General features: G+C 62.0%; 20 protein-coding genes. 15 read left to right on the forward strand and 5 right to left on the reverse strand.

Features of this window, described 5'->3' with window-relative positions; genetic code table 11:
* Positions 1–86 precede the first annotated feature (86 nt).
* On the reverse strand, positions 87–647 hold the full coding sequence (locus Q0859_RS07795) for a TIGR00730 family Rossman fold protein (RefSeq protein WP_299149431.1): 561 nt from the start codon (positions 645–647) through the stop codon (positions 87–89).
* Between the two features lie 128 nt (positions 648–775).
* Here Q0859_RS07795 and Q0859_RS07800 point away from each other — a divergent pair, with 128 nt between their 5' ends.
* The 3 genes from Q0859_RS07800 to Q0859_RS07810 all read left to right on the forward strand — a co-directional run bounded on the left by Q0859_RS07800 (position 776) and on the right by Q0859_RS07810 (position 4,433).
* Positions 776–2,071: a LysM peptidoglycan-binding domain-containing protein gene (locus tag Q0859_RS07800; RefSeq protein WP_299149432.1), complete on the forward strand. Its 1,296-nt coding sequence runs from the start codon at positions 776–778 to the stop codon at positions 2,069–2,071.
* Positions 2,072–2,140: 69 nt separating this feature from the next.
* The gene (locus Q0859_RS07805; RefSeq protein WP_299149434.1) at positions 2,141–3,994 is read left to right on the forward strand and encodes an ABC transporter ATP-binding protein/permease; all 1,854 of its coding nucleotides are present in this window, start codon (positions 2,141–2,143) and stop codon (positions 3,992–3,994) included.
* A gap of 76 nt (positions 3,995–4,070) precedes the next feature.
* A complete protein-coding gene (locus tag Q0859_RS07810; protein ID WP_299149436.1) occupies positions 4,071–4,433 on the forward strand; it encodes a hypothetical protein in 363 nt (120 codons plus the stop codon).
* Here Q0859_RS07810 and Q0859_RS07815 read toward each other — a convergent pair.
* Together Q0859_RS07815 and Q0859_RS07820 are read right to left on the reverse strand one after the other, a co-directional pair.
* Positions 4,417–8,307: an efflux RND transporter permease subunit gene (locus Q0859_RS07815; protein WP_299149438.1), complete on the reverse strand. Its 3,891-nt coding sequence runs from the start codon at positions 8,305–8,307 to the stop codon at positions 4,417–4,419. The two genes, Q0859_RS07810 and Q0859_RS07815, sit on opposite strands and share 17 nt — an antisense overlap.
* Complete coding sequence (locus Q0859_RS07820) at positions 8,304–9,614, reverse strand: efflux RND transporter periplasmic adaptor subunit (RefSeq protein WP_299149440.1); 1,311 nt, start codon at positions 9,612–9,614, stop codon at positions 8,304–8,306. Before Q0859_RS07820 ends, Q0859_RS07815 begins: the two co-directional genes overlap by 4 nt.
* A gap of 245 nt (positions 9,615–9,859) precedes the next feature.
* On the opposite strand from Q0859_RS07820, the gene Q0859_RS07825 reads away from it, so the two are divergent.
* From Q0859_RS07825 to der, 3 genes are all read left to right on the forward strand, one after another.
* Positions 9,860–10,534, forward strand: a complete 675-nt coding sequence (locus Q0859_RS07825; RefSeq protein WP_299149453.1) for a tetratricopeptide repeat protein — start codon at positions 9,860–9,862, stop codon at positions 10,532–10,534.
* Between the two features lie 10 nt (positions 10,535–10,544).
* Positions 10,545–11,933, forward strand: a complete 1,389-nt coding sequence (locus tag Q0859_RS07830) for a PQQ-like beta-propeller repeat protein (protein ID WP_299149454.1) — start codon at positions 10,545–10,547, stop codon at positions 11,931–11,933.
* A gap of 74 nt (positions 11,934–12,007) precedes the next feature.
* A complete protein-coding gene (gene der, locus Q0859_RS07835; protein ID WP_299149455.1) occupies positions 12,008–13,459 on the forward strand; it encodes a ribosome biogenesis GTPase Der in 1,452 nt (483 codons plus the stop codon).
* On the opposite strand, the gene Q0859_RS07840 is transcribed toward der, so the two are convergent.
* Positions 13,456–14,151, reverse strand: a complete 696-nt coding sequence (locus Q0859_RS07840) for a hypothetical protein (RefSeq protein ID WP_299149456.1) — start codon at positions 14,149–14,151, stop codon at positions 13,456–13,458. The two genes, der and Q0859_RS07840, sit on opposite strands and share 4 nt — an antisense overlap.
* A gap of 91 nt (positions 14,152–14,242) precedes the next feature.
* On the opposite strand from Q0859_RS07840, the gene Q0859_RS07845 reads away from it, so the two are divergent.
* On the forward strand, positions 14,243–15,319 hold the full coding sequence (locus tag Q0859_RS07845; protein WP_299149457.1) for a DUF2235 domain-containing protein: 1,077 nt from the start codon (positions 14,243–14,245) through the stop codon (positions 15,317–15,319).
* Here the strand turns inward: Q0859_RS07845 and serS are convergent.
* On the reverse strand, positions 15,316–16,608 hold the full coding sequence (gene serS, locus Q0859_RS07850; protein WP_299149458.1) for a serine--tRNA ligase: 1,293 nt from the start codon (positions 16,606–16,608) through the stop codon (positions 15,316–15,318). The genes Q0859_RS07845 and serS overlap by 4 nt on opposite strands.
* Before the next feature lie 221 nt (positions 16,609–16,829).
* On the opposite strand from serS, the gene Q0859_RS07855 reads away from it, so the two are divergent.
* The 8 genes from Q0859_RS07855 to ccmB all read left to right on the forward strand — a co-directional run bounded on the left by Q0859_RS07855 (position 16,830) and on the right by ccmB (position 22,966).
* Positions 16,830–17,333 carry a hypothetical protein gene (locus Q0859_RS07855; RefSeq protein ID WP_299149459.1) on the forward strand — a complete coding sequence of 168 codons (504 nt, stop codon included), beginning with the start codon at positions 16,830–16,832 and terminating at the stop codon, positions 17,331–17,333.
* A gap of 242 nt (positions 17,334–17,575) precedes the next feature.
* A complete protein-coding gene (yajC, locus tag Q0859_RS07860) occupies positions 17,576–17,854 on the forward strand; it encodes a preprotein translocase subunit YajC (RefSeq protein ID WP_299149461.1) in 279 nt (92 codons plus the stop codon).
* Positions 17,854–19,518 (forward strand): protein translocase subunit SecD, encoded by a 1,665-nt coding sequence (gene secD / locus Q0859_RS07865; RefSeq protein ID WP_299149464.1) that lies wholly within the window; start codon positions 17,854–17,856, stop codon positions 19,516–19,518. Before yajC ends, secD begins: the two co-directional genes overlap by 1 nt.
* Before the next feature lie 2 nt (positions 19,519–19,520).
* Positions 19,521–20,489, forward strand: coding sequence for a protein translocase subunit SecF (gene secF / locus Q0859_RS07870; RefSeq protein WP_299149467.1), 969 nt, complete (start codon positions 19,521–19,523; stop codon positions 20,487–20,489).
* Positions 20,482–21,234 (forward strand): sulfite exporter TauE/SafE family protein, encoded by a 753-nt coding sequence (locus Q0859_RS07875; RefSeq protein ID WP_299149470.1) that lies wholly within the window; start codon positions 20,482–20,484, stop codon positions 21,232–21,234. Before secF ends, Q0859_RS07875 begins: the two co-directional genes overlap by 8 nt.
* A gap of 4 nt (positions 21,235–21,238) precedes the next feature.
* Positions 21,239–21,592: an Mth938-like domain-containing protein gene (locus Q0859_RS07880; protein ID WP_299149473.1), complete on the forward strand. Its 354-nt coding sequence runs from the start codon at positions 21,239–21,241 to the stop codon at positions 21,590–21,592.
* 106 nt (positions 21,593–21,698) lie between these two features.
* On the forward strand, positions 21,699–22,313 hold the full coding sequence (gene ccmA, locus Q0859_RS07885; protein WP_299149475.1) for a heme ABC exporter ATP-binding protein CcmA: 615 nt from the start codon (positions 21,699–21,701) through the stop codon (positions 22,311–22,313).
* Positions 22,310–22,966 (forward strand): heme exporter protein CcmB, encoded by a 657-nt coding sequence (gene ccmB, locus Q0859_RS07890; protein WP_299149482.1) that lies wholly within the window; start codon positions 22,310–22,312, stop codon positions 22,964–22,966. The genes ccmA and ccmB overlap by 4 nt, the downstream gene beginning before the upstream one ends.
* Positions 22,967–23,002: the final 36 nt, after the last annotated feature.

Genomic DNA, 23,002 nt, shown 5'->3' on the forward strand with positions numbered 1-23,002 from the left:
CCGCGTCGGCGGTGATGACGCGGGCCAAATAGCGGCGCGGACCGTATGCGGCGGCGAACCATACCCCGAGGCATACCCCGGATGTTTCAATCCGGTTGCGGCACGACCTTGGTCAGCAGGTCAAAGGTGTCATCCACCGTGCGGGTCACCGTGATGAAATCCAGCAGGCTGGCATCCGCAAAATCGCAATAGACCACATGTTGCAGAAGCGCGATCAGTGGATCCCAATAGCCCTTTGTATTCACAAGGTAAATCGGCTTGTCATGCAGGCCAAGCTGGCGCCAGGTCAGCACCTCGAACAGCTCGTCCAGCGATCCTGCCCCACCCGGCAACACCACCACGGCGTTGCAATTCATAAACATCACCTTCTTGCGCTCGTGCATGGTTTCGGTGACGACATAGCGGGTCAGGTCCGTCTTTCCGACCTCCCAATCGACCAGATGCTGCGGGATCACCCCAAAGGTTTCGCCCCCCGCGTCCTGTGCGGCCCGTGCCACGGCCCCCATGAGACCTACATCACCGGCCCCGTAAACCAGCCGCCAGCGGCGCTGTGCCAGACCCGTTCCAAGTGCTGCCGCCTCGGTCATATAGGCCGGGTGACGCCCCCGCCGAGAGCCGCAATAGACGCAGATGGATGGTTTGGGCATGGCAGGCTCCGAGACATGGCGCGGGAAAGTGATCGACAAGGTGTGCGCGCGTTTTGACCGTTGTTAAGCTGCCTGTTATGCAAGCGCAATCAAACCACGCATGACAGATGCGTAAACGAGGGTCGAAAATGTCGAAATGGGCGGCCATGGCCGGGTCAAACGGCGCGTTGATGGGATCGGTTGCGGTGCTTGCGGTTGTGGCCGTCGTCGCGGGCTTTTTCATCAGTGGACGCGATGGGGCACCTGTGCCGGAGGCCCCCCCCGCGGTCGAGGCCGTGGCTGCGGTGCCCGAGGCCGTCACCCAAACGCCCGAAACCCCCGAGGTCACGCCTGCCCCGGTTGCGGCACCGTCCATTGACGAGGTGCGGCTGGAAGCCGACGGGTTGACCATCATCGCAGGCCGCGCCGCGCCGGGCAGCATCGTGTCCGTGTTGCTGGACGGGGTCGAAAACATCTCTGTGACTGCGGACGCGGGCGGATCGTTTGCGGCCATCACCATCCTGCCTGATAGTGCCAAGGCGCGCGTGCTGACCCTTGTGCAGCGGTTGGGGACGGACGAAATCGCCTCGATTGACGAAATCATTCTGGCCCCGCAGGACAAGCCGACCGCACTGGCAAAGGCCCCCGAGCCGGTGGAAGCGCCCGGCATCAAGCCAGCGCCCGAAGAGGCCCCCGTCGTCGCCACTGTTGCGCCAACGCAGGATGTTGTCGCCACTCCTGCGCCCGCGCAGGAGAGCGAGACTGCTGATGTGGCTGAGGCTGTGCCTGAAACCGCCACACCGGAGATCGAAGCGCCTGAGGATGTGGCCAAGCCTGACAATCCGGTCCTGGCCGCGATCGACCCCGAGGTGCCCGAGCCGAGCCTCCAAACTGCTGCCCCCACGTCCGAAGACGCGCCCGTGACCGTCCTGCGCTCCACCCAAGACGGGGTCGAGGTGCTGAATGCGGCCGGACCCGAAGCCCTCGAAAACATCGAAATCGATACCATCAGCTACAGCAACGAGGGGGACGTGCAACTGGCCGGACGTGCGCAGACCGAAGCCGAAGTGGTGCGCGTCTATGTCGACAACCGCCCCGTGGCTGATCTGGACGTGCAGGGCGATGGCAGTTGGCGGGGTGACCTGCCGCAGATCGACACTGGCGTCTACACGCTGCGCGTGGATGAATTGAACGATGCGGGCGAGGTGACAAGCCGCATTGAGACCCCGTTCCGCCGCGAAGACCCCGAGGTACTGGCCGCCATCGAAGACAGTGACGCGCCCGTGACCCAGGTGACCGTGCAGACCGGCAATACGCTCTGGGGGATCGCGCGGGATCGGTATGGGGATGGGCGGCTTTATGTCGACGTGTTCGAAGCCAATCGTGTGAACATTCGCGATGCCGACCTGATCTTTCCGGGTCAGGTGTTTGCCTTGCCCGAATAGGGTCACGGCACTGGCAACTTGGGTGTGACCGGGCTATGTCATCGCGTCTGAACTCCAAGGACGTTTCCCATGGCCGCTGACACCACCGCATCGACTGCCCCGCGCGGGTCGGCGCATCCTCAACCCGAGCCGGACAACAGCGTGGCCGATGCCGAGCGCCGCTCGGGCTGGCGTACCATTCGCAAGGTTGCGCCCTATCTGTGGCCTGACGACAAGCCATGGGTGAAACGGCGGGTGGTGCTGGCGCTGCTGGCGCTGATCCTGTCCAAGCTGGTGTCGGTCTATACGCCTATCATTTACCGCGATGCGGTGGACGTGCTGGCGGGCGATGGTGTGTCGGCACTGGCCCTCGGGGCGATTGGCCTGACGGTCGCGTATGGCATCGCACGCCTGTTCAATGTCGGCTTTCAACAGCTGCGCGATGCGATCTTTGCCCGCGTGGCGCAGCGCGCGCTCAGGATGCTCGCGCTTGAGACGTTCCAGCATATTCACCGCCTGTCGATGCGCTATCACATCACGCGTAAGACCGGGGGCCTTAGCCGGATCATCGAACGCGGGGTCAAGGGCGTTGAATTCCTGCTGCGCTTCCTGCTGTTTTCCATTGGCCCGCTGGTGCTGGAACTGCTGTTGATCGGGATCATCCTGACGGTGCTGTTTGATGCGTGGTATCTGCTGATTGTGGCGGTGACTATCGCCATCTATGTGTGGTTCACCTTTGCCGTTACCGAATGGCGGGTGAAGCTGCGCAAGGTGATGAATGATCAGGACACGGACGCCAACCAAAAGGCCATCGACAGTCTGCTGAACTATGAAACGGTCAAGTATTTCGGGGCCGAACAGCGCGAGGCGGGCCGCTATGACAGCGCGATGGAGGGCTATGAGGTCGCGGCGCTCAAGACCAGCTATTCGCTGGCTTTCCTTAATTTCGGGCAATCCGTCATCATTACTGCGGGCCTTGTCGGGGTGATGGTGCTGGCGGCAGTGGGCGTGCAATCGGGGGATCTGAGCGTGGGCGATTTCGTCATGGTCAACGCCTACATGATCCAGATCACGATGCCGCTGAACTTCCTTGGCACCGTCTACCGCGAAATTCGTCAGGCACTGGTGGATATGGGCGAGATGTTTGACCTGCTTGAACAGCCCGCCGAGGTGGTCGATGCCCCCGGTGCGCCTGCGCTGAAGGTCAGCGGAGGTCGCGTCGAGTTGGACGATGTGCATTTCGGCTATGATGCGGCCCGCCCCATCCTTAAAGGGGTGTCGCTGGTGGCTGAACCGGGGGAGATGGTGGCGATTGTCGGCTCGACCGGGTCGGGCAAATCGACCATCGGGCGGCTGTTGTTCCGCTTTTATGATGTGGGGGGCGGGGCCTTGCGCATTGACGGGCAGGACGTGCGCGATGTGACCCAAGATAGCCTGCATGCCGCCATCGGTGTGGTCCCGCAGGACACTGTGCTGTTCAATGACACGATCCGCTACAACATCGCCTATGGGCGCGACAACGCGACCGAGGCCGAGATCGTTGAGGCCGCGCGCGCGGCCCAGATCCACGACTTTGTGCAGGCCTTGCCCGATGGGTACGAAACGGCTGTGGGTGAACGCGGCCTGAAGCTGTCGGGCGGTGAAAAGCAGCGGGTCGGTATTGCGCGCACCTTGCTGAAGAACCCGCCCATTCTGCTTTTGGACGAGGCGACAAGCGCGCTTGATACCGAGACCGAACAGGACATCAAGGAGGCGCTGAATGCGGCCGGGCAGGGGCGCACGGTACTGACCATCGCGCATCGCCTCAGCACAATTGCCGAAGCGGATCGGATTGTTGTGCTTGAGAAGGGCGTGATCGTCGAAACCGGCACCCACGACACATTGCTGGCTGCCGAGGGGCGCTATGCCCAGCTTTGGCAGCGTCAGCAGGCCGAGGACGCGTGACGGGCTTCGATACGGGGCTGGGCGCTGTTTGCTGGCGCAAAGCCGCCCTGCCCACCATCCCGCAGGGCAGGGCCTGATGGCACGCAAGGACTATCCTGAAACGCCTGATGGGCGCTACTTCGTGGCCAAATCCCGGCTGTGGCGCAAGACGGATCCGCGCCTTGATGACGCCACCCGTCGTGCGGCTGTGAAGGCATTGATGCAGGCCCACCGCGCGGTGCGTTTTGCAAAGGATGAGGATGAGACACGTGCCGCGCGGGATGCGGTGGACGCGGCCAAACAGGCCTTGGGTGAACGTGGCCCGGTCTGGTGGGACGACGGCGCCCCCGACGAAGGGGGGTGCCACCCCAAGAACTCATCCTATGCCCAGTGGTGGGCCGATCTGCCCGCCGCCAAACGGGCGGCAGGCACAGGCAAGGACGCTACTCCGCCGCCTTGAGCGGTGCGCCGGGGAAGGGCAGTTCGGATTGCGCATCGTCGCGACCCGTTTCATCATCGAAATCCCAAATCAGTTCCTGATTGTCCATCACCCGGCAATCGCGCGCCAGCGACCAGTCCCGCGCCGCCCGGCTCGCACGCCCGAAGGACAGCTTGGCCATCAACTGGCTGAGCCACATCGCGTAGGTCACAACCCACACCCGCAGCGCCAGCATCGAAGGCGTCACCATCAGCGTCAGAACGGTTGCGATCCCAAGGCCAAAAACCACGGCGGTGGCCAACTGCTTCCACCAGAGCGCGGTGGGGCTGTCGACGGTATATCCGCCATCACCGAAGTTCAGGCTGAGCCCGAACATCATCGGCGCAAGACCCGCCATGGTGGTCACGGTCGTCAGCAACACCGGGCGGATACGGTCCTGCGCGGTGCGAATGATCGCCTCGATCCGGGGCATGTAGCCCTCATATTCCTGATAGGTGTCGATCAGAACGATGTTGTTGTTCACCACGATCCCGGCAAGCGCGACGATACCGGTGCCGGTCATAATGATCGAGAACGGCTGATCCATGACCAGCATCCCGATCAGCACACCCGCTGTGGACAGGACCACTGCGCCAAGTACCAGCAACGCGTTGTAAACGCTGTTGAACTGGGCCAGCAGGATGATGAACATCAGACCCAACGCACCCATGAAGGCCTGACCAAGGAAGGCACCGGATTCGGCCTGATCCTCTTGATCGCCCGTCCATTCAAACTCGATCCCTGCCTCGAACGGACCCGTGTCGAGCCATTTGGTGATCTCCGCAATCCGCTCGTTGGCGTTGACCGGCTCAAGGCGCAGATCGCCCGCATCAAGGGCTGCCTGAAAGTCTATGCCGGGTGCCGCGGTGCCAAAGGCCAGCACACTGTAGCGCACCCCCTCTTCGGAGGTGATGGGACCGTCCGGCGCGGGGCGCAGGGTGGCGGCGATTACGGGTGTTTGTATCCCATCGATCTCAGCCGTCGTCGTCAGCTTTTGGAGGCCGTCAAACACGTCTGCCTTGACGTCGAAATAGCGTTTTTGATCCACCCGGTTGATCTGGGCCAGTTCGGCCACAGGCGTGCGGGTGATGAAATTGGCGAGCGGGACAAGCCCGTCGGCCGTGCGCACCTTGAGCGTGTCGAGGGTCGACAACACCCGGTCAGCTTCGGGCAGGCGGACACGGATTTCGATTTCCTCGTCCGAGGTGTCCACACGCATTGTATCGAGCAACAGACCACGGGTCACAAGCTGTACCATGGCACCGACCGTGGCCACATCCGCGCCGTAGCGACCGGCCTTTTGCACATCCACATCGATCTGCCAGTCGATGCCGGGCAGGGGGCGCGTATCCTCGACCCGCACAAGGCCGGGGGTGGTGTCAAAGGCCTGGCGGGCGGTGGCGGTGGCGTTCAGCAGGTCCTGCCAATTGTCACCCTTGATGCGCAAATGCACAGGCTTGGCCGAAGCCGGGCCTTGGGCGAGCGGCAGCACTTCGGTGCGGATACCGGGGATCTGGCTCAGCTCTTCGGTCAACTCGTTCAGCACGGTGTCACCGTCAAAATCGGCGGATTTCACCTCGCGCATGACCGTGTGGTTGATCAGGGGCAGGGTGAACCACGCCTCCATCGCGTCGGGGCGTTCTTCCCAGGGGATCGTTTCCAGCTGCACCTGTCCGATGGCGTCCTTGGGGGACCCGGCACCGCCTGTGTTGGCGTTCAACCCGCCCGCACCCGCAAAGGCAAATGCGCTGCGGATGCCGGGATGGGCGTTGATCACATCCTCGACCTGACCCAGAAGCGCGTCCTTTTCCTGAAGTCCCAGATTGCCGCGCGCGAGCACATAGACGATGGCCTGTTCGGGTTCGGTCGCCACAAAGAATTCGACGCCGCGGTTGTTGTTGATGAAATAGATCAGCGTGGTGCCGACAAAGACGAAGACGAAGCCGATCATCGCCAGTGGCATGACCGGATTGCCCACGATGCCCTGGATCAGATAACCGAAGTTCGAGCGTTGATAGCCGGAGTGGACCTTCTGCGTGCGCTGCCCGAATATCTTGCGCCCGGCCCAGATGCCGACCCATCCCATCCGTACGAACAGGGCCAGCACGCTCAGCCACAGCAGGACCGCCCCGGCCAGCGCAAACCCGGCGATCAGCACAATGCCAAGCGCCATTGCAAAGACGCCGAGGAAGGCAGGCAGTACCGATTGAACGATGGATTGCTGATCCATCGCACCAAGGGCGGTGGCGATGTTGCCTTGCAGGAACGGGATACCGACGAGGCCTGCCATCATCACGGCAGCGAGGCCAAACAGCGCCACATGCGCCCAGAACGGCAGCGAGGCGATGCGGGTGTTTTGCGCGGTCAGCCATTGGGTCAAACGCCCCAGCACCCCACCCATCACAGGCAGATAGATCAGCGCCACGATCAGCGAGGCCGACAGCACGAAGATCAGCGTGACGGGCAGCATCCCCATGAACTGTCCCGGCACACCGGGCCAGAACAGCATCGGCAGGAAGGCACAGAGGGTCGTCGCGGTGGAGGATACAACGGGCCAGAACATGCGCGTCGCCGCCTCGACATAGGCGCGCATCGGGCCGGACCCGGCCTGTTGACGCTTGTCTGCGTATTCGACCACCACGATGGCCCCGTCAACCAGCATCCCCACCGACAGGATCAGCCCGAACATCACGATGTTGGACACCGAAATGCCCATGATTGCCAGCAGCACGAAGCACAGCAGGAACGAGGTCGGGATCGCAAAACCCACCAGCAACGAGGCCCGCGGCCCCAGAAAGGCGAGAGAGACCATCATCACCAGCGCAATCGCCGTCAGCACCGACCCTTCAAGCTGGCCCACCATTGAGGCGACTTCGCGGCTCATGTCATTGGATGTGCCCACCTTGACGGCTGCAATCAGCCCCTCGGGCCATTCTGCGGATTTGGCGGCTACCAGCTCTTTGACCTCGGTGGCGGTGTCGATCAGGTTGAAGCCTTTGCGCTTGACCACCTGCAATGCCACGGTGCCCTCGCCGTTAAAGCGGGCGGTGGATACGCGATCTTCGAATGTCAGGTTGATTTCGGCCAGATCGCCTAGGGTCACAACCCGGTCGCCATTTGTCTTGACGGGCAGGTCATAGATGTCCCGAACCTCGTCAAAGGACGAGGGGATCTTGACCGCGAACGACCCCTGATCGGTTTCGATCTCACCTGCCGCAATCAACTGGTTGTTGTTTTGCACCACGGTGATCAACTCACCTGCGGTGACGTTGTAGGCCTCAAGGCGCAGCGGGTCGATAATGACCTCGACCATCTCGTCACGGCTGCCGACAATGGAGGCTTCCAGTACCGCATCCATCGCCTCAAGGTCGTCCTGCAAGTCCTTGGCAACACGGGTGATCGTGCGCTCGGGCACGGGGCCTGTGAGGTTTACAATGACGATGGGAAATTCGGAAAAGTTGAACTCATCCAGTGTATATTGTTCAAAGCCGGACGGAAATTCCGCCTCGGCGCTGTCCATGGCGTCGCGCACGTCGGCCATGACTTGGGTCTTGTCCCAGCCAAATTCAAATTCCAGCACGACATTCGCATAGCCTTCAGCGGCCGTGGACGTCATCCGGTCGAGCCCGTCCAGATCGCCCAACTCGGTTTCCATCGGCTGGATCAGCAGGGTTTCGGCGTCGGTCGCTGAAATGCCGGGGAAGGGGACGGATAGGACGAGCGTGGGGATTTCGATGTCCGGCTCGCCCTCTTTGGGCAGGCTGATATAGGCGACCGTGCCGACGGTCAGGGACAGGATGATAAAGGCCAGAACCATCCGGGCGCGCGAGGCGGCCCACTCAACAACACCGGTCATTGCGTTTGCTCCTGAAAGGTTGGGGCGACCTTGACACCTGCGGTCACAAATTCCTGACCTACGACAATGACGTTGATCTCGTCCTCGAGCCCGGTAAGCCAGATCCCCTGACTGGTGTCGCGCACGACTTCGACGGGCCGGAAGGACACGATACCCGCATCATCCACAGTGCGCAGGCCCAACCGCCCGTCCTCGTTCAGGGTCAGCGCAGAGGAAGGCAACAGATGGGCCTTCGCCCCGGCTGCCGAAATGGCGATTTCGGTGGTTTGCCCGTCGCGAATGGTCAGTTCGGGATTTGGCACTTCGATTTCCACGCGGAAGGTGCGGGTGGTGGGGTCGGCAGCACGGCTCAGGAAGGTCACCGCGCCCGAGACTTCGGTGCCCCCCGCAGCAAGGCGGGCACTGGCCATGGATCCCACGTCAACGCGGTTCACTTCGGTTTCGGGCACAAAAGCGACCAGTTTGATCGGATCAAGCTGGATCACCGTCGCGCACAGCGATCCGGGCTGCAAAAGCGAGCCGAGTTCGGCGGTGTCGCTTTCCAGCGTTCCGGCGAAGGGAGCGCGGATATCAAGGCGCTGCATTTCCTTTTCAGCCGTGGCAATCCCGGCAGAGGCGCTTTCGATCCGCGCCGCTGCTGATTGCAGGCCGGATTTCGCGGCACTCACACCGGCCATTGCAGCCTCAAACGAAGCTTGGGCGGCGGCCACGGCGGCGTCGCTGTTTTTGACGCGGGTTTCGGCGGCAAAGCCCCCTTCGCTCAGACGGCGAGAGGCGTTCTGGTTTACCAGTGCTTCGTCGATGCGGGCCTCGGCCTCGATCACGCGGGCTTCGGCTTCGGGGACGCGGGCCTCCGCTTCGGTTTTGCCGGCGATGGCTTCGGCGAGGCCAGCGCGGGCTTCGGCCAATGCGGACTCGCGGGTGCCGGGGTCAAGCTGGCAGAGCAACTCTCCCTGTTCCACGAACGCCCCCTTGCGCAAGGGCGGCGACAGCACGGTCGACGATGTCTCGGCGCGCACATCGACCTGACGTGCGGCTTGCGTCTGGCCACGCAGGATCACGGCGCTGTCGATTTCGCGTGCGCTTGAGCGGCGCACGACCACTTTGATCAGCCCCGGATCAGCGTCGAGTGCGGCCGCTTCGGCTTCCTCTTCTGCTTCGGCGCTGTCCTCTTCGGTCTGGGTCACTTCGGGATCAGACTGCGCCGCACGGGCCTCAAAGAACGCCAGGGTGCGCTCGCGTTCGATCACCCAGAAGTACAAGCCCGTCGCCACGATGATGGCCAATACAAACGACACAAACCGCATTTCGTACACTTTCCCAGTGGTTTTGAATCCGCGACGAGTCGCGCCTGAAGTTGGATATAAGCTGTCATACGACTAAACTAACCAGTTCAGATTACTTTTTTTCAGCCTGAACTGCAATGTTGCCGGATTGCGGCAAGAGCGCACGCTGTTGGTGGCACTTGGCTTGGGGGCTGGGGCAGGATAAGAGAGGCGCAAATATTGGGTATGGCAGGGCAAATCTGTCGCCAGACAAGGGGAATGCGGGCGTGAGCAACACCGACAGCTTTATCGAAGAGGTCACGGACGAGGTGCGCCGCGACCGCCTTTATGGCTATCTCAAGCGATATGGATGGATCGCTGCACTTGCGATCGCTCTGATTGTGGGCGGGGCCGGGTTCAACGAGTATCGCCGCGCGCAGCAAGAGGCGCGCGCACAGGCCCTTGGGGATGCGATGCTGGCGGCCCTGACGGCGGATGAAGATGCGGGCCGGGCAGCAGCCCTTGCCGATGTCTCCGCTGATACTTCCCAGGGGGCGGCGGTGCTGGCCTTTATGACTGCGGGTGCGCAGGCCGATGCGGGCGATTCAGAGGCGGCGACGCAGACCTTGCAAGCCGTCACGACCAATGCGGATGTGCCCCTGATCTACCGCCAGATCGCAACCTTCAAGTCATTGGTGTTGCAGGCGAACTCGGAAGACCCCGCGACCCTGCGCGCCGGGTTCGAGACCCTCGCGGTACCCGGTGTCCCCCTGCGGATGCTGGCAACAGAGCAACTGGCCCTGATCGACATATCCGACGGGGACACGGACGCTGCCATCGCCCGGTTCCAAAGCATCCTTGAGGATGCCGAGGCGACCCCGGGCTTGCAACGACGCGCCCTACAGGCAATGGTGGCTTTGGGCGGCGATCCGCAGGCCCCAACAACTGAGAACGAGCAATAAAGGCTGCACGATGAGGTATTCGCGCATGGGGACCATTGGGGCCATTCGGCTGGGGCGCAGCCCTGCCAGAACAACGCTTGGGCTTTGCCTGATATCAGCGACGCTGCTGGCGGCCTGCGCCCAACGAGAGATTATCTTGCCGGGCAAGCGCGAACCGATCACCTCAGTGCTGTCCTCGACCGGGCCCATCGACGAAGAGGGGGCGGCAGCCGCCGCAGTCACAGAGGGCGCGCGCGACATCAGCCTGCCTGCGCAGGTTGCAAACGCGGACGCTGCCCAAAGCTTTGGCACGCCCGATTTCCGCACCGATCACCCCCAGCTCAATGCGACCTTGACCCCTGTGTTCGCCGTCAACATCGGCGCAGGCGACAGCCGCAAGCACCGCATCGTGGCCGACCCTGTCGTATCGGGCGGGCGTGTGTTCACACTGGATTCCGAAACTCAGGTGACGGCGGTGTCGACCTCGGGCGCTGTGCTCTGGCAGGCTGATGTGCTGCCTGACGGGGCAAAGTCCGGCGATGCAACCGGGGGCGGGCTCGCTGTGGAGGGTGAGGTCTTGTATGTCGCGACCGGGTTTGGCGCACTGACAGCGCTTGATGTGGCCACGGGTGCCGAAATCTGGACGCAAAAGCTTGAAGGGACCGGATCGGGCCGCCCGACCGTGTTTGATGACCTTGTTTATGTGATGGCCGGGGACGACACCGGATGGGCGCTGGACAAATCCAACGGACGGATCGAATGGCAGGTCACAGGCTCTGAAAGCCTGACCAACGTGCTGGGCGCACCCGCCCCGATTGTGACCGACGGGCTGGCCGTCTTTTCCTTTGGCTCGGGCGAGATGCGCGCGGTGTTCCGTCAGGGGGGCTTGCGCCGGTGGGACGCCTCCGTTTTGGGCGAACGCCAGGGGCGCGCACTTGCCAAATTTGGCGATGTGACGGGCCGTCCCATCGCTCGGGACGGGGTGATTTACGCGGGCAACCAGTCGGGGCGCACGGTTGCGGTCGCCTCAGGCAGTGGCAACCGCATCTGGACCTCGGACGAGGGGGCGATCGACACCGTTCTGCCCGTGGCGGACAGCGTGTTTCTGGTCAGCGACCGTAACGAGCTGCTGCGCCTTGATGGCGCGGATGGCACCCGCATCTGGGGCACGCCGCTGCCGAATTTTGTGCGTGATAGGCCCACGCGCCAATCCGAAGTCTTTGCCCATCACGGGCCCATCCTTGCGGGCGGACGCCTGCATGTGGCCTCCTCTGACGGGGTGCTGCGCAGCTTTGATCCGGCCTCGGGCGCGCTGGTGGGCACGACCGAAATCCCAGGCGGGGCCACCACGGCACCGGTCGTGGCGGGCCAGACCCTTTATGTGGTGTCGCGCAAAGGCCAACTGATCGCCTACCGCTAAGGCGCGTTTGGTCCTTTTCGAGCGGGCGCAGATGGTCTATGTGCGCCCTCTGATCCCTGGATGCGGACCCCGCCATGACCCTGACCCTTGCTATTGTTGGCCGCCCCAATGTGGGCAAGTCGACACTGTTCAACCGCCTTGTGGGCAAGCGCCTTGCGTTGGTGGATGACCAGCCGGGGGTGACCCGCGACCTGCGCGAAGGGGCGGGGCGGCTGGCCGATCTGCGCTTTACCGTCATTGATACGGCGGGCCTGGAGGAGGCAACGGATGATAGCCTTCAGGGCCGGATGCGTCGCCTGACCGAGCGCGCCGTGGACATGGCTGATGTGTGCCTGTTTATGATTGACGCGCGGGCGGGCGTGACCCCCACGGATGAAGTCTTTGCCGAAATCCTGCGCAAACGATCTGCGCATGTTCTGCTCGCTGCCAACAAGGGTGAGGGATCAGCCGCCGATGCGGGCGTGATCGAGGCGTTCTCGCTTGGTCTGGGTGAGCCGATCCGCCTGTCCGCCGAGCATGGCGAGGGGCTGACGGATCTTTATGCCCAACTGCAACCGCTGGCCGATGCCTATGCCGAAAAGGCACAGGATGACACCCCTGAGGTCGATGTGGAGGTGGACGAGGACGACCCCGATTACGTCCCCCAACCCACCAATGCCAAGCCCTTGCAGGTCGCCGTCGTGGGCCGCCCGAACGCGGGAAAATCCACGCTGATCAACCAGATCGTGGGCGAAGATCGCCTGCTGACCGGCCCCGAGGCCGGGATCACCCGTGACGCCATTTCCCTGCGCACCGACTGGGGCGGGACGCCCATGCGCATTTTTGACACGGCAGGGATGCGCAAGCGGGCCAAGGTACAGGAAAAGCTGGAGAAACTCAGCGTCAGTGACGGGTTGCGCGCGGTGAAGTTTGCCGAGGTCGTAGTGGTTCTGCTTGATGCTGCGATCCCGTTTGAACAGCAGGACCTGCGCATTGCCGATCTTGCCGAACGCGAGGGCCGTGCGGTCGTGGTCGCGATCAACAAATGGGACATCGAGGACGACAAGCAGGCCAAGCTGCGTGATCTCAAGGAGAGTTTCGAGCGGCTTTTACCTCAGTTGCGCGGCGCGCCTCTGGTGACGGTGTCGGCCAAGACGGGGCGGGGGATCGAACGGTTGCACGACGCGATTCTGCGTGCCTATGACGTGTGGAACCGTCGCGTGACCACGGCACAGCTTAACCGCTGGCTGACCGGCATGCTCGAGGCGCACCCGCCGCCCGCGCCGCAGGGTAAGCGGATCAAGTTGCGCTACATGACTCAGGCCAAGACACGGCCCCCCGGGTTCGTGGTGATGTGCAGCCATCCTGACAAGGTGCCCGAAAGCTATAATCGATATCTTATCAATGGCCTACGGCTCGACTTTGACATGCCGGGCACGCCTATCCGGCTCTATATGCGCGGCCAGAACGATGCCAATCCCTACAAGGGGCGCAAAAAGGCACCGCCGTCCAAGCTGCGCAAACATACCGACGGGCGGCGCAGCTAAAGCCGCTGCGTCATCCCGCGTGCCGCGCGCACTGTCGGCACCGCAACGACCATAATGGCAATGGCCGCAAGCACTGCAACCAGTGTGGGGGCGGCCACGCAAATGCCGACAAGGGCCCAGATCACGGCCACCCCATAGGTCGGTGCGCGGCGCAACCGGTTTTGGATGACTGTCGCAAGGGCGGTGGCCGCGACAATCATGATTACCGCCGTCGGAATTTCGGCCAGAAGGCCATACCCCGCAAGCAACAGGCCGATGGCCACGCAACTTGCCGCACTCAGCCACCCGGCATAAAGCCCCACGGGCAGGCTGGCCCAGCCCGCATCATGCACGGGGCTGCGGATCAGCGCGATCAGGGCAGGGATCAGCATCGCCCAGATCAGCAGGGTGGCCAAAACCGGACTAAGGACCGCCGCAGGCAACCAGATCGCCCCCACCGCCAGCGAAATTGCCAAGGGGCCGCGCATGTCCCGCCAATCGGGCGCATCGCGCCGGCGCAGCACGCCAAACACGGCTGACACCAGCAACCACAGATAAATCACACCCCAGATCGCAAACGCATAGCCTGCCGGCTGCACCGCCGGATCATTCTGCGGCACCGGGAACTGATCCGGATTGAACCCGCCAAAATCGGGCACCCACAGGGTTGAGCCTGCAAAGGCAAGTGTCAGCAGCAGGATGAGGTAAGGCATGGTTTTCCACCGTTTACGAAAAGTGATTCTGCGCGTAGTCTGAAGATATTAGAGTAGAGCTTTTGACGATATTTCAAGGACTTGCCAATAAATGACCCGTATTGCGATCTTTTGTGATGGCACGTGGAATTCGCCCACGATCCAAGAGCCGACAAGCGTGCACAAACTGCAACGCGCGCTTGTCTCGGACCCGGCCAAGGGGCAGGTGACCGCATATTTTCCGGGCATCGGCACCGATCAACGCTTTGACGGGCGGGTCAGGCGGTTCTTTAACAAATGGGGCGGGGGGGCGTTCGGCTGGGGCCTCGATGCGAAGGTCAAGCAGGCCTATCAGTTCCTCGCGCAGGTTTATGCACCGGGGGACGAGATTTACCTCTTCGGCTTTTCGCGCGGTGCTTTCACGGCCCGGTCCGTGGCGGGGATGGTGCGCAAATGCGGGATCATTTCGGACACCAGCGCCGGGGCGGTGAACGCGGCCTTTGAGCTTTATCGCAAGCGTGGTGATGCCAACCACCCCGACGCCGATCACATCCGCACAGTGCGGCGCAGGATGTCGCCCCGCTTTGCCACATCGGATGCGGACATGGCATGGCGCAATGACACCTCGCGGCTTGTCGAAATTGCGTATCTGGGCGTGTGGGACACAGTGGGCGCGCGGGGCATCCCGCCCTCGTTGTTGGGGCCGATCGCATCGATGTGGAACCGGCAATACAAATTCCACGACATGAAACTGTCGAGCCTTGTACAATCGGCGCGCCATGCGCTCGCGCTGGATGAGCGGCGGGTGTTCTACAAGCCTGCGAAATGGGATAATCTTGATGGAAACAAAGGGCTTAACAAGGGTGTGACAGGCCCGTTGCGCCCCTATCAACAGCTGTGGTTTGTCGGCAATCATTCGATTGTGGGCGGGTCGGGCGCGGCGCAGCCCTTGTCCTCGATAGCGCTTGACTGGGTCGTGCAGGGGGCGGGGCGGCTCGCCTTGACGCCGGGTGAAACCTTCCCGCCCGTGGCCCCTGATCCGTTGTGCGATGCGCCGGAATTGGCCGACCGCCGGTCGTTCCTGAAAAAATGGCGGCAAGGCCCCAAGCAAAGCTGGGAGGTCCACCCGTCTGTGCGCACAAGGTCGCAGGGGCGGCCCGATTACCGCCCCGGCTCACTTGGGATTTAGGTCAGAGCGCCGTCTGCGGTCAACGTCGATTTTCCGCCCAGATAAGGCGCAAGCACTGCGGGCAACGTCACCGACCCGTCCGCCTGCTGACCGTTTTCCAGCACCGCAATCAGGCAGCGCCCCACGGCCAGACCCGATCCGTTCAGCGTGTGCACGAATTGCGGTTTGCCCCCATCCGCAGGTTTGAATCGCGCATTCATGCGCCGCGCCTGAAAGTCGCCCGTGGTCGAGACCGAACTGATCTCGCGGTAGGTATCCTGCCCAGGCAACCACGCCTCGATATCATAGGTCCGGCGCGCACCAAAACCCATGTCACCCGTACACAGGATCACGGTTCTGTAAGGGATTTCAAGGGCTTCAAGCAGTCTTTCGGCGCAGCGCAGCATTCGTTTCTGTTCCGCGTCGCTTTCATCGGGATGCGTCACCGACACCATTTCAACCTTCTCGAACTGGTGCTGGCGCAACATGCCGGACGTGTCCCGCCCCGCGCTGCCCGCTTCGGAGCGAAAGCACAGGGTGTGCGCCGTCAGCCGGATCGGCAATTGGGCCGCGTCCAGTACGTCGCCCGCCACCGAATAGGTCAGTGGTACTTCAGAGGTTGGCACCAGCCACATCCCCTCACGTGTCTGATAGCTGTCCTCGCCGAATTTGGGCAGCTTGTCGGTGCCATACATCGCCTCATCACGCACCAGAACGGGGCTGTTCACCTCAAGCAATCCGTTCTGATCCACATGGGTGTCGATCATAAACTGCGCGAGGGCGCGGTGAATGCGGGCCACGGCCCCTTTGAGCATGACAAAGCGGCTGCCAGAGGTCTTGGCGGCGGTCTCGAAATCCATATGAGAGGCGACGGCGGCGATCTCGTAATGCTCTTTCGGCGCGAAATTACGGGTTCGAGGCGTACCCCATTTGGCGACTTCGACATTGTCGTCCTCATCCGCCCCGTCCGGCACATCCTCGGCGGGCAGGTTGGCAATGCGGGCCAGCGCATCCGTCAATTGCGCATCAAGCGCCTTGGCCTCGTCCTGCATCGCTGCGATTTCGGCCTTTTTGTTGGCCACCAACGCGCGCAGGCGTTCAAATTCGCCCTCATCGCCGCGCCCTTTGGCGGCGCCCACTTCCTTGGAGGCCTTGTTCTGTTCGGCCTGCGCAGTTTCGGCGGCTTTAATCTTGGCCCGACGGGCTTCGTCCAGGGCCAGCACCTCAGACGACACACCCGCGTCCCCTCGGCGCGCAAGAGCGGCGTCAAAGGCGGCGGGATTGGCGCGGATGGCGCGAATGTCGTGCATGGATCTGGTCCTTGTTGATCATGGATTCAGGTGGGGCGGGTATGCCCGACCTTTGAGCGGGGGGGAAGAGGGGTTGGTAGTGTTGAGCTGTTGGTGAGGGAAGTACGAGGACGGTCGATGTCGGCTTTGAGCCCTTACCTACCAAGCTGACACGATGCAGCGAACGTCGGCTTGCGGGAAACCGGTCTAGAAATCTCCGCTGATTTCGATAGGGTCGGACCATGAGTGACTGGACTGTGTATTCCCGCAAGCAATGGATCAAAGCTGTTAATTTGTCCGCTTTGCTGGGTTATATAGCGGTGGTTGGGGTGCCCTCTGTACTCAGCGCAAATCCCGGCGGCATTATTGGTGGAGCAATTCTGGGTGTTCCGTTTGCCTTGTTGTGTTGCTGGGTAGTAGGAGCGCCAATCCTCAAACGGGTCATGCAAAAGGAAATCAGTTGGATTTCAGCAGCTTGTTGGGGAGCTGCAATAGCTGCGGTTTTGGCAACACTGAGTATCGCGATAGGTCGCTATTCCGGTTGGCGGCAATCGAACAACCCCAACTTTAACTCACGTATTGGTGGCGATGGCTATGTCAGATCAATCGATGGAATTCTAATGCCATATGGCTGGCAGATATTGGCTCAGAACACACTACTCTTCATCGCAACTGGAGCGGTCATCGCAATCATCGTTAAGTGGATGGTCGGAAAACCTGCTGCGCTCAAGAACGATAAGATTTGAAGTTAGCTGACAACTGCCTTCGTAGATCAAACCGCAGCAAAGTCCCGCAAACCCGACCCGATCCAAATAACACCCATCCCACGCCCTCTCACCTCACCCCCGGCACTGGCGCTCTTCCAAAGCGCGACGTCCACTCCCACACCCAATTTCACCCTTTCCACCTTGCACCCAACCGTCCCCGCCCATAGGTTCTGCCAAACTCTGCGCGGGGCCGGGACGCCCCCTGATACAAGGACACGTCGATGGAAGCTTTTGGCCAGTTTATCCCGCTGATTCTGATCTTTGCGATCATGTATTTTCTGCTCATTCGTCCGCAGCAAAAAAAGGTCAAGGAACATGCGGCCATGGTCAGTGCGTTGCGCCGGGGCGATCAGGTGGTGACCCAAGGCGGGCTGATCGGCAAGGTCTCCAAGGTCAAGGACGACAATGAGATTGAGGTGGAACTGGCCGAAGGCGTCAAAGTGCGCGTTGTGCAGTCCACCATCGCGCAAGTCCTCAACAAGACTGAACCGGCCAAATAATGCTGCAAATTCCGGGGTGGAAACGGGTTCTGATCTGGGCGGTCTGTGCCCTTGGTCTGATTTTGGCGCTGCCAAACGGGTTTTATACCCGCGTTGAGGGCCACAATGACGCCGTGCAGGCGATCGAGTTGGGCGAGGACACGCCCGAGCAAAAGGCCCTGCGTGCACAATGGCCCGAATGGATGCCGTCAAGCCTTGTGAACCTGGGCCTTGATCTGCGCGGTGGTGCGCATTTGCTGGCCGAGGTGAAGGTCGAACAGGTCTATGCCAGCCGTATGGAAGCCACATGGCCTGCCGTACGCGATGTGCTGCGCCCCGAGCGGGCGACGGTGGGCACCATCCGTTTGCAACCCAGTGCCGAGGATGAACTGCGCGTCCGCATCTCGGAACCCGCAGGCCTGCAACGTGCGCTGCAACTGGTGCGCACGCTGGCTGCACCCGTTCAAACCCTGACCGGGGTGGGGGCCAATGATATCGACGTGCGTGCCGAAGGGACCGACACCATCGTCGTCACGCTGTCCGATGCCGAACGCCTCGCCAGTGACGAACGCACCGTGCAGCAATCGCTGGAAATCGTGCGCCGCCGGATCGACGAGGTCGGCACCCGCGAGCCGACCATTCAGCGTCAGGGCGCGCAGCGTATCCTCATTCAGGTGCCGGGCATTGGCTCTGCCGCCGAGTTGAAAGAGATCATTGGCACCACGGCTCAGCTGACGTTTAACCCCGTGGTCAGCCGCACCTCGGACGGCGCACAGCCCCCGGGCGTGGGCAACAAGCTGGTGCCATCGCTGGATGAACCGGGCCTGTTTTATGTCATTGAAAGCGCGCCTGTTGTGACGGGTGAAGACCTTGTCGACGCCCAACCGAGCTTTGATCAGAACGGCAACCCCGCGGTCAGCTTCCGCTTCAACACGTCGGGCGCGCGCCGCTTTGGGGATTATACGGCAGACAATATCGGTTCGCCCTTTGCAATTGTTCTGGACGATGAAGTCGTGAGCGCCCCCGTGATCCAAAGCCATATTCCGGGCGGATCCGGCATCATCACCGGCAACTTCAATGTCGAGGAAAGCACGAACCTTTCTGTCTTGCTGCGGGCAGGGGCCCTGCCTGCCGAACTGGAGTTTCTTGAGGAACGCACCATCGGCCCCGAACTGGGACAGGACAGCATTGATGCGGGCAAGGTGGCCACGGCCGTCGCCTTTGCCGCCGTGCTTGTGTTCATGTTCCTGAGTTACGGTTTGTTCGGGCTGTTCGCCAATATCGCGCTGATCGTGAATATCGGGCTAATCTTTGGGCTGCTGTCGCTGATCGGAGCGACGCTGACCTTGCCGGGCATTGCGGGCATCGTGCTGACGGTCGGTATGGCGGTGGACGCCAACGTGCTGATTTTCGAACGGATCCGCGAGGAACTGAAGTCCGCCCGGGGCCCGGCCCGCGCCATCGAACTGGGCTATGAAAAGGCGCTGTCGGCCATTCTGGATGCCAACATCACCACGTTCATCACCGCGGTGATCCTGTTCGCTATGGGCTCGGGGCCAGTGCGGGGCTTTGCGATCACGCTTGGCCTTGGCATCCTCACATCGGTCTTCACCGCGATCTTTGTCACCCGATTGCTGATCGTGATCTGGTTTGAACGCCGCCGACCCAAAACGATTGAGGTGTAATGATGCGACTGAAACTTGTCCGCCAAGATACCTCGTTCGATTTCTTTTCACGCTGGAAGCTGTGGCTTGGGATTTCGGCGCTGATGATGGTTGTGGGGTTTGCATCCTTTGCCATTCAGGGGCTGAATTTCGGGATTGATTTCCGGGGCGGCACCACGGTGCGGACCGAAAGCACGCAGCCTGTCGATACTGCCATCTACCGCGATGCAATGGCTGTGCTGGACCTGGGCGATGTTTCCATAACCGAGGTGTTTGATCCGACATTTGAGGCGGACCAGAACGTCGCCATGATCCGCATTCAGGCGCAGGAAGGCCAAGAGGCGGTGACGCCCGACACCATCCGCGCGGTCCAGGCTGCATTGGCCGAAGCGGTGCCGGATATCAAGTTCGTGTCCGTCGAATCTGTTGGTCCCAAAGTCTCGGGCGAGTTGATCCAGACGGCGGCCATTGCGGTCGTCTTGGCCATCGGGGCGGTGCTGGTCTATATCTGGCTGCGGTTTGAATGGCAGTTCGCGCTTGGGGCTGTAGCGGCCCTCGTCCACGATGTGATCCTGACCATCGGCGTGTTTTCGGAACTTCAGATCAAGTTTGACCTCGCCATTATCGCGGCCCTTCTCACAATCGTGGGCTATTCGCTGAACGATACCGTGGTCGTCTTCGACCGGGTGCGGGAAAACCTGCGCAAATACAAGAAACGACCCCTGAGCGAGGTCTTGAACATCTCGATCAACGAAACACTCAGCAGGACGGTGATGACATCTGTGACCACGCTGCTGGCGCTGATTTCGCTTTATGTGCTGGGCGGGGATGTGATCCGAGGCTTTGTGTTTGCGATGATCTGGGGTGTGATCGTGGGGACGTATTCCTCGGTCTTTGTGGCCTCGACCATCCTTTTGTGGCTGGGGGTCAAGCGCAACTGGGACAAGCAGGACCCGACCGTGGGCAACCAATACGCGAACATAGATGCCTGATCTGGTCACCACCGCCCTTGCACTGCCGGGGCTGTGGTGGCTGGTTTGTGCGATCACAGCGGCAGGGCTGGTGCGTGGGTTCACGGGCTTTGGCTCGGCCATGATCATCATGCCTGCCGCGAGTTCGGTGCTGGATCCGTTTGCTGCACTTGCCTTTCTGACGGTGGTTGAATTCTGGGGACCGCTGCCGAACCTGCGCGCGGCGTGGCGCGAAGGCGTACCGGCAGAGGCTGCGCGCCTGCTGGCGGGGGCCGCGATTGGGTTGCCTCTGGGTTTGTGGGCCTTGTCGATGCTGGACCCTGCGGTGTTTGGCTGGTCGGTGTCGGTAATCGTTCTGGTGTTGCTGGTGCTCGTGATGTCGGGCTGGCGTTACGGCGGCACACTCAGCCGGTCGATGATTTCGGGTGTGGGGGGGCTTGGTGGGCTATTGGGCGGTATCGCGGGTGTGCCGGGGCCGCCTGTTATCATGCTTTATATGGCAAGCGCGCTGCCGATTGCCGTGATCCGGGCCAATTTCCTGCTGTATCTTCTGGGCATTGACCTGATGATGATCGCGGTGTTTCTGGCCTTTGGCCTGCTTGATCCGCTGGCGATCACGGTGGGCCTGCTTTGCGTGCCGCTTTACATGGGGGCGAATATGCTGGGTGCACGGCTGTTTGACCCTCAGGCCGAGCGACTTTTTCGTGCTGTGGCCTATATCGTGATTGCGGCCTCGGCTGTGCTGGGCCTGCCTGTGTGGGAGTGAAGCGATGCGCCTGAATGAAATCACCTATACGGATGCCAAGCCCGTCGAAGGATACGGCCCCGGCTTTTTCCGCATCGGGGGCGAGGTGATCGAAGGCCCGGTGATCACCGGGCCATTGGGCACCTATGCGTGGGCCGGGTATGAGGACACGGACACGCTTGTCGCGTTGGCGGGCCACATCGATGTTTTGTTTTTGGGCACAGGTGCAGATATTGCCCATTTGCCAGCGGCCTTGCGCAACACGCTTGATGAGGCCGGGATGGGGGTCGAGGTCATGTCCTCCCCCTCTGCGGCGCGCACCTACAACGTGTTGCTGAGCGAAGGACGCCGCATCGCGCTTGCGATGCTGCCGACCTGAGCGCGTCAATGCCCGTGGGGTCTCATCTGTGGGTCTGGTACCTCATTCTACCGCAACAACGAAGCCAAGGCTTTTGCGCCTGTGCACAATGGGTTAGGGGTGTCACATGGAGTTGACAGTCACTGATCTGGCGGTGGGCCGCGGCGGAGTGCCGGTCTTGGCGGGGGTGTCATTTGCGCTGGCCGCTGGCGAGGTGCTTGTGCTGCGCGGCCCGAATGGGGCGGGCAAGACGACCCTGTTGCGCTGCATCGCGGGCTTGCAGGAGCCGATGGCGGGGCAGATCGCGGGGGCCGAGGATCGTATCGCCTATGCCGCCCATGCCGATGGGTTGAAATCCGCGCTCACAGTGGCTGAAAACCTCGCCTTTTGGGCGGCTGTGTTCGGCCAGTCGGGGATAGATCAGGCCATGACCGCCTTTGATCTGCACGATCTGCAAGACCGGCGCGCGGGCCAATTGTCAGCCGGGCAAAAGCGGCGGCTTGGATTGGCGCGGCTGGTGGTCACGGACCGCCCTGTTTGGGTTCTGGATGAACCGACCGTATCGTTGGATGCGGCATCCGTGGCGCTGTTTGCGGATGCGGTGCGCGCGCATCTGGCGGCGGGTGGGGCCGCGTTGATCGCCACGCACATTGATCTTGGCCTTGACGCCGGGGTGCTGGATGTTGCGCCGTTTCGGGCGCGCGTGGATGCGGTGCGCTCGTCGGATGAGGCGTTCTTGTGAGGGCGCTTTTGCTCCGAGATTTGCGGCTTGCGCTGCGGGCGGGTGGCGGCTTTGGCCTTGGGTTGGCGTTTTTTCTGATCGTGATCGTCCTGGTGCCCTTCAGCGTGGGGCCGGCCGCGGAATTGCTGGGCCGCATTGCACCGGGTGTGTTGTGGCTGGGCGCGTTGCTGGCATGCCTGTTGTCATTGGATCGCCTGCTGGCTGTGGATTGGGAAGATGGGGCGCTGGATTTGCTGGCGACCTCGCCCCTGCCCCTTGAAGGGGTGCTGGCGATCAAGGCCGTTGCACATTGGATCACCACGGGCTTGCCGTTGGTTGTGGCGGCACCGGTATTTGGCGTGTTGCTCAACCTTGCGTCGCCGGGTTACGGCGTGCTGGTGCTGAGCCTGCTGCTCGGAACGCCTGCGCTGTCGATGATCGGGGCGTTCGGTGCGGCGCTGACCGTTGGGATCAAGCGGGGCGGGCTGTTGCTGTCGCTGCTGGTCTTGCCTCTTTACGTGCCCATCCTGATCTTTGGGGCCGAAGCGGCGCGGCGGGGGGCCGAAGGGCTGGACCCGACAACGCCGCTGCTGATGCTGGCGGGAATTACGGGGGTGGTTCTGGCTTTGATGCCGTTTGCCGCAGGGGCTGTGTTGCGGGTCAATCTGCGATAACGCCGATGTTGATTGAGATGCCTGTGGGCACGGGAT

It is taken from the genome of uncultured Tateyamaria sp., from assembly GCF_947497045.1.
GTDB lineage: Bacteria > Pseudomonadota > Alphaproteobacteria > Rhodobacterales > Rhodobacteraceae > Tateyamaria.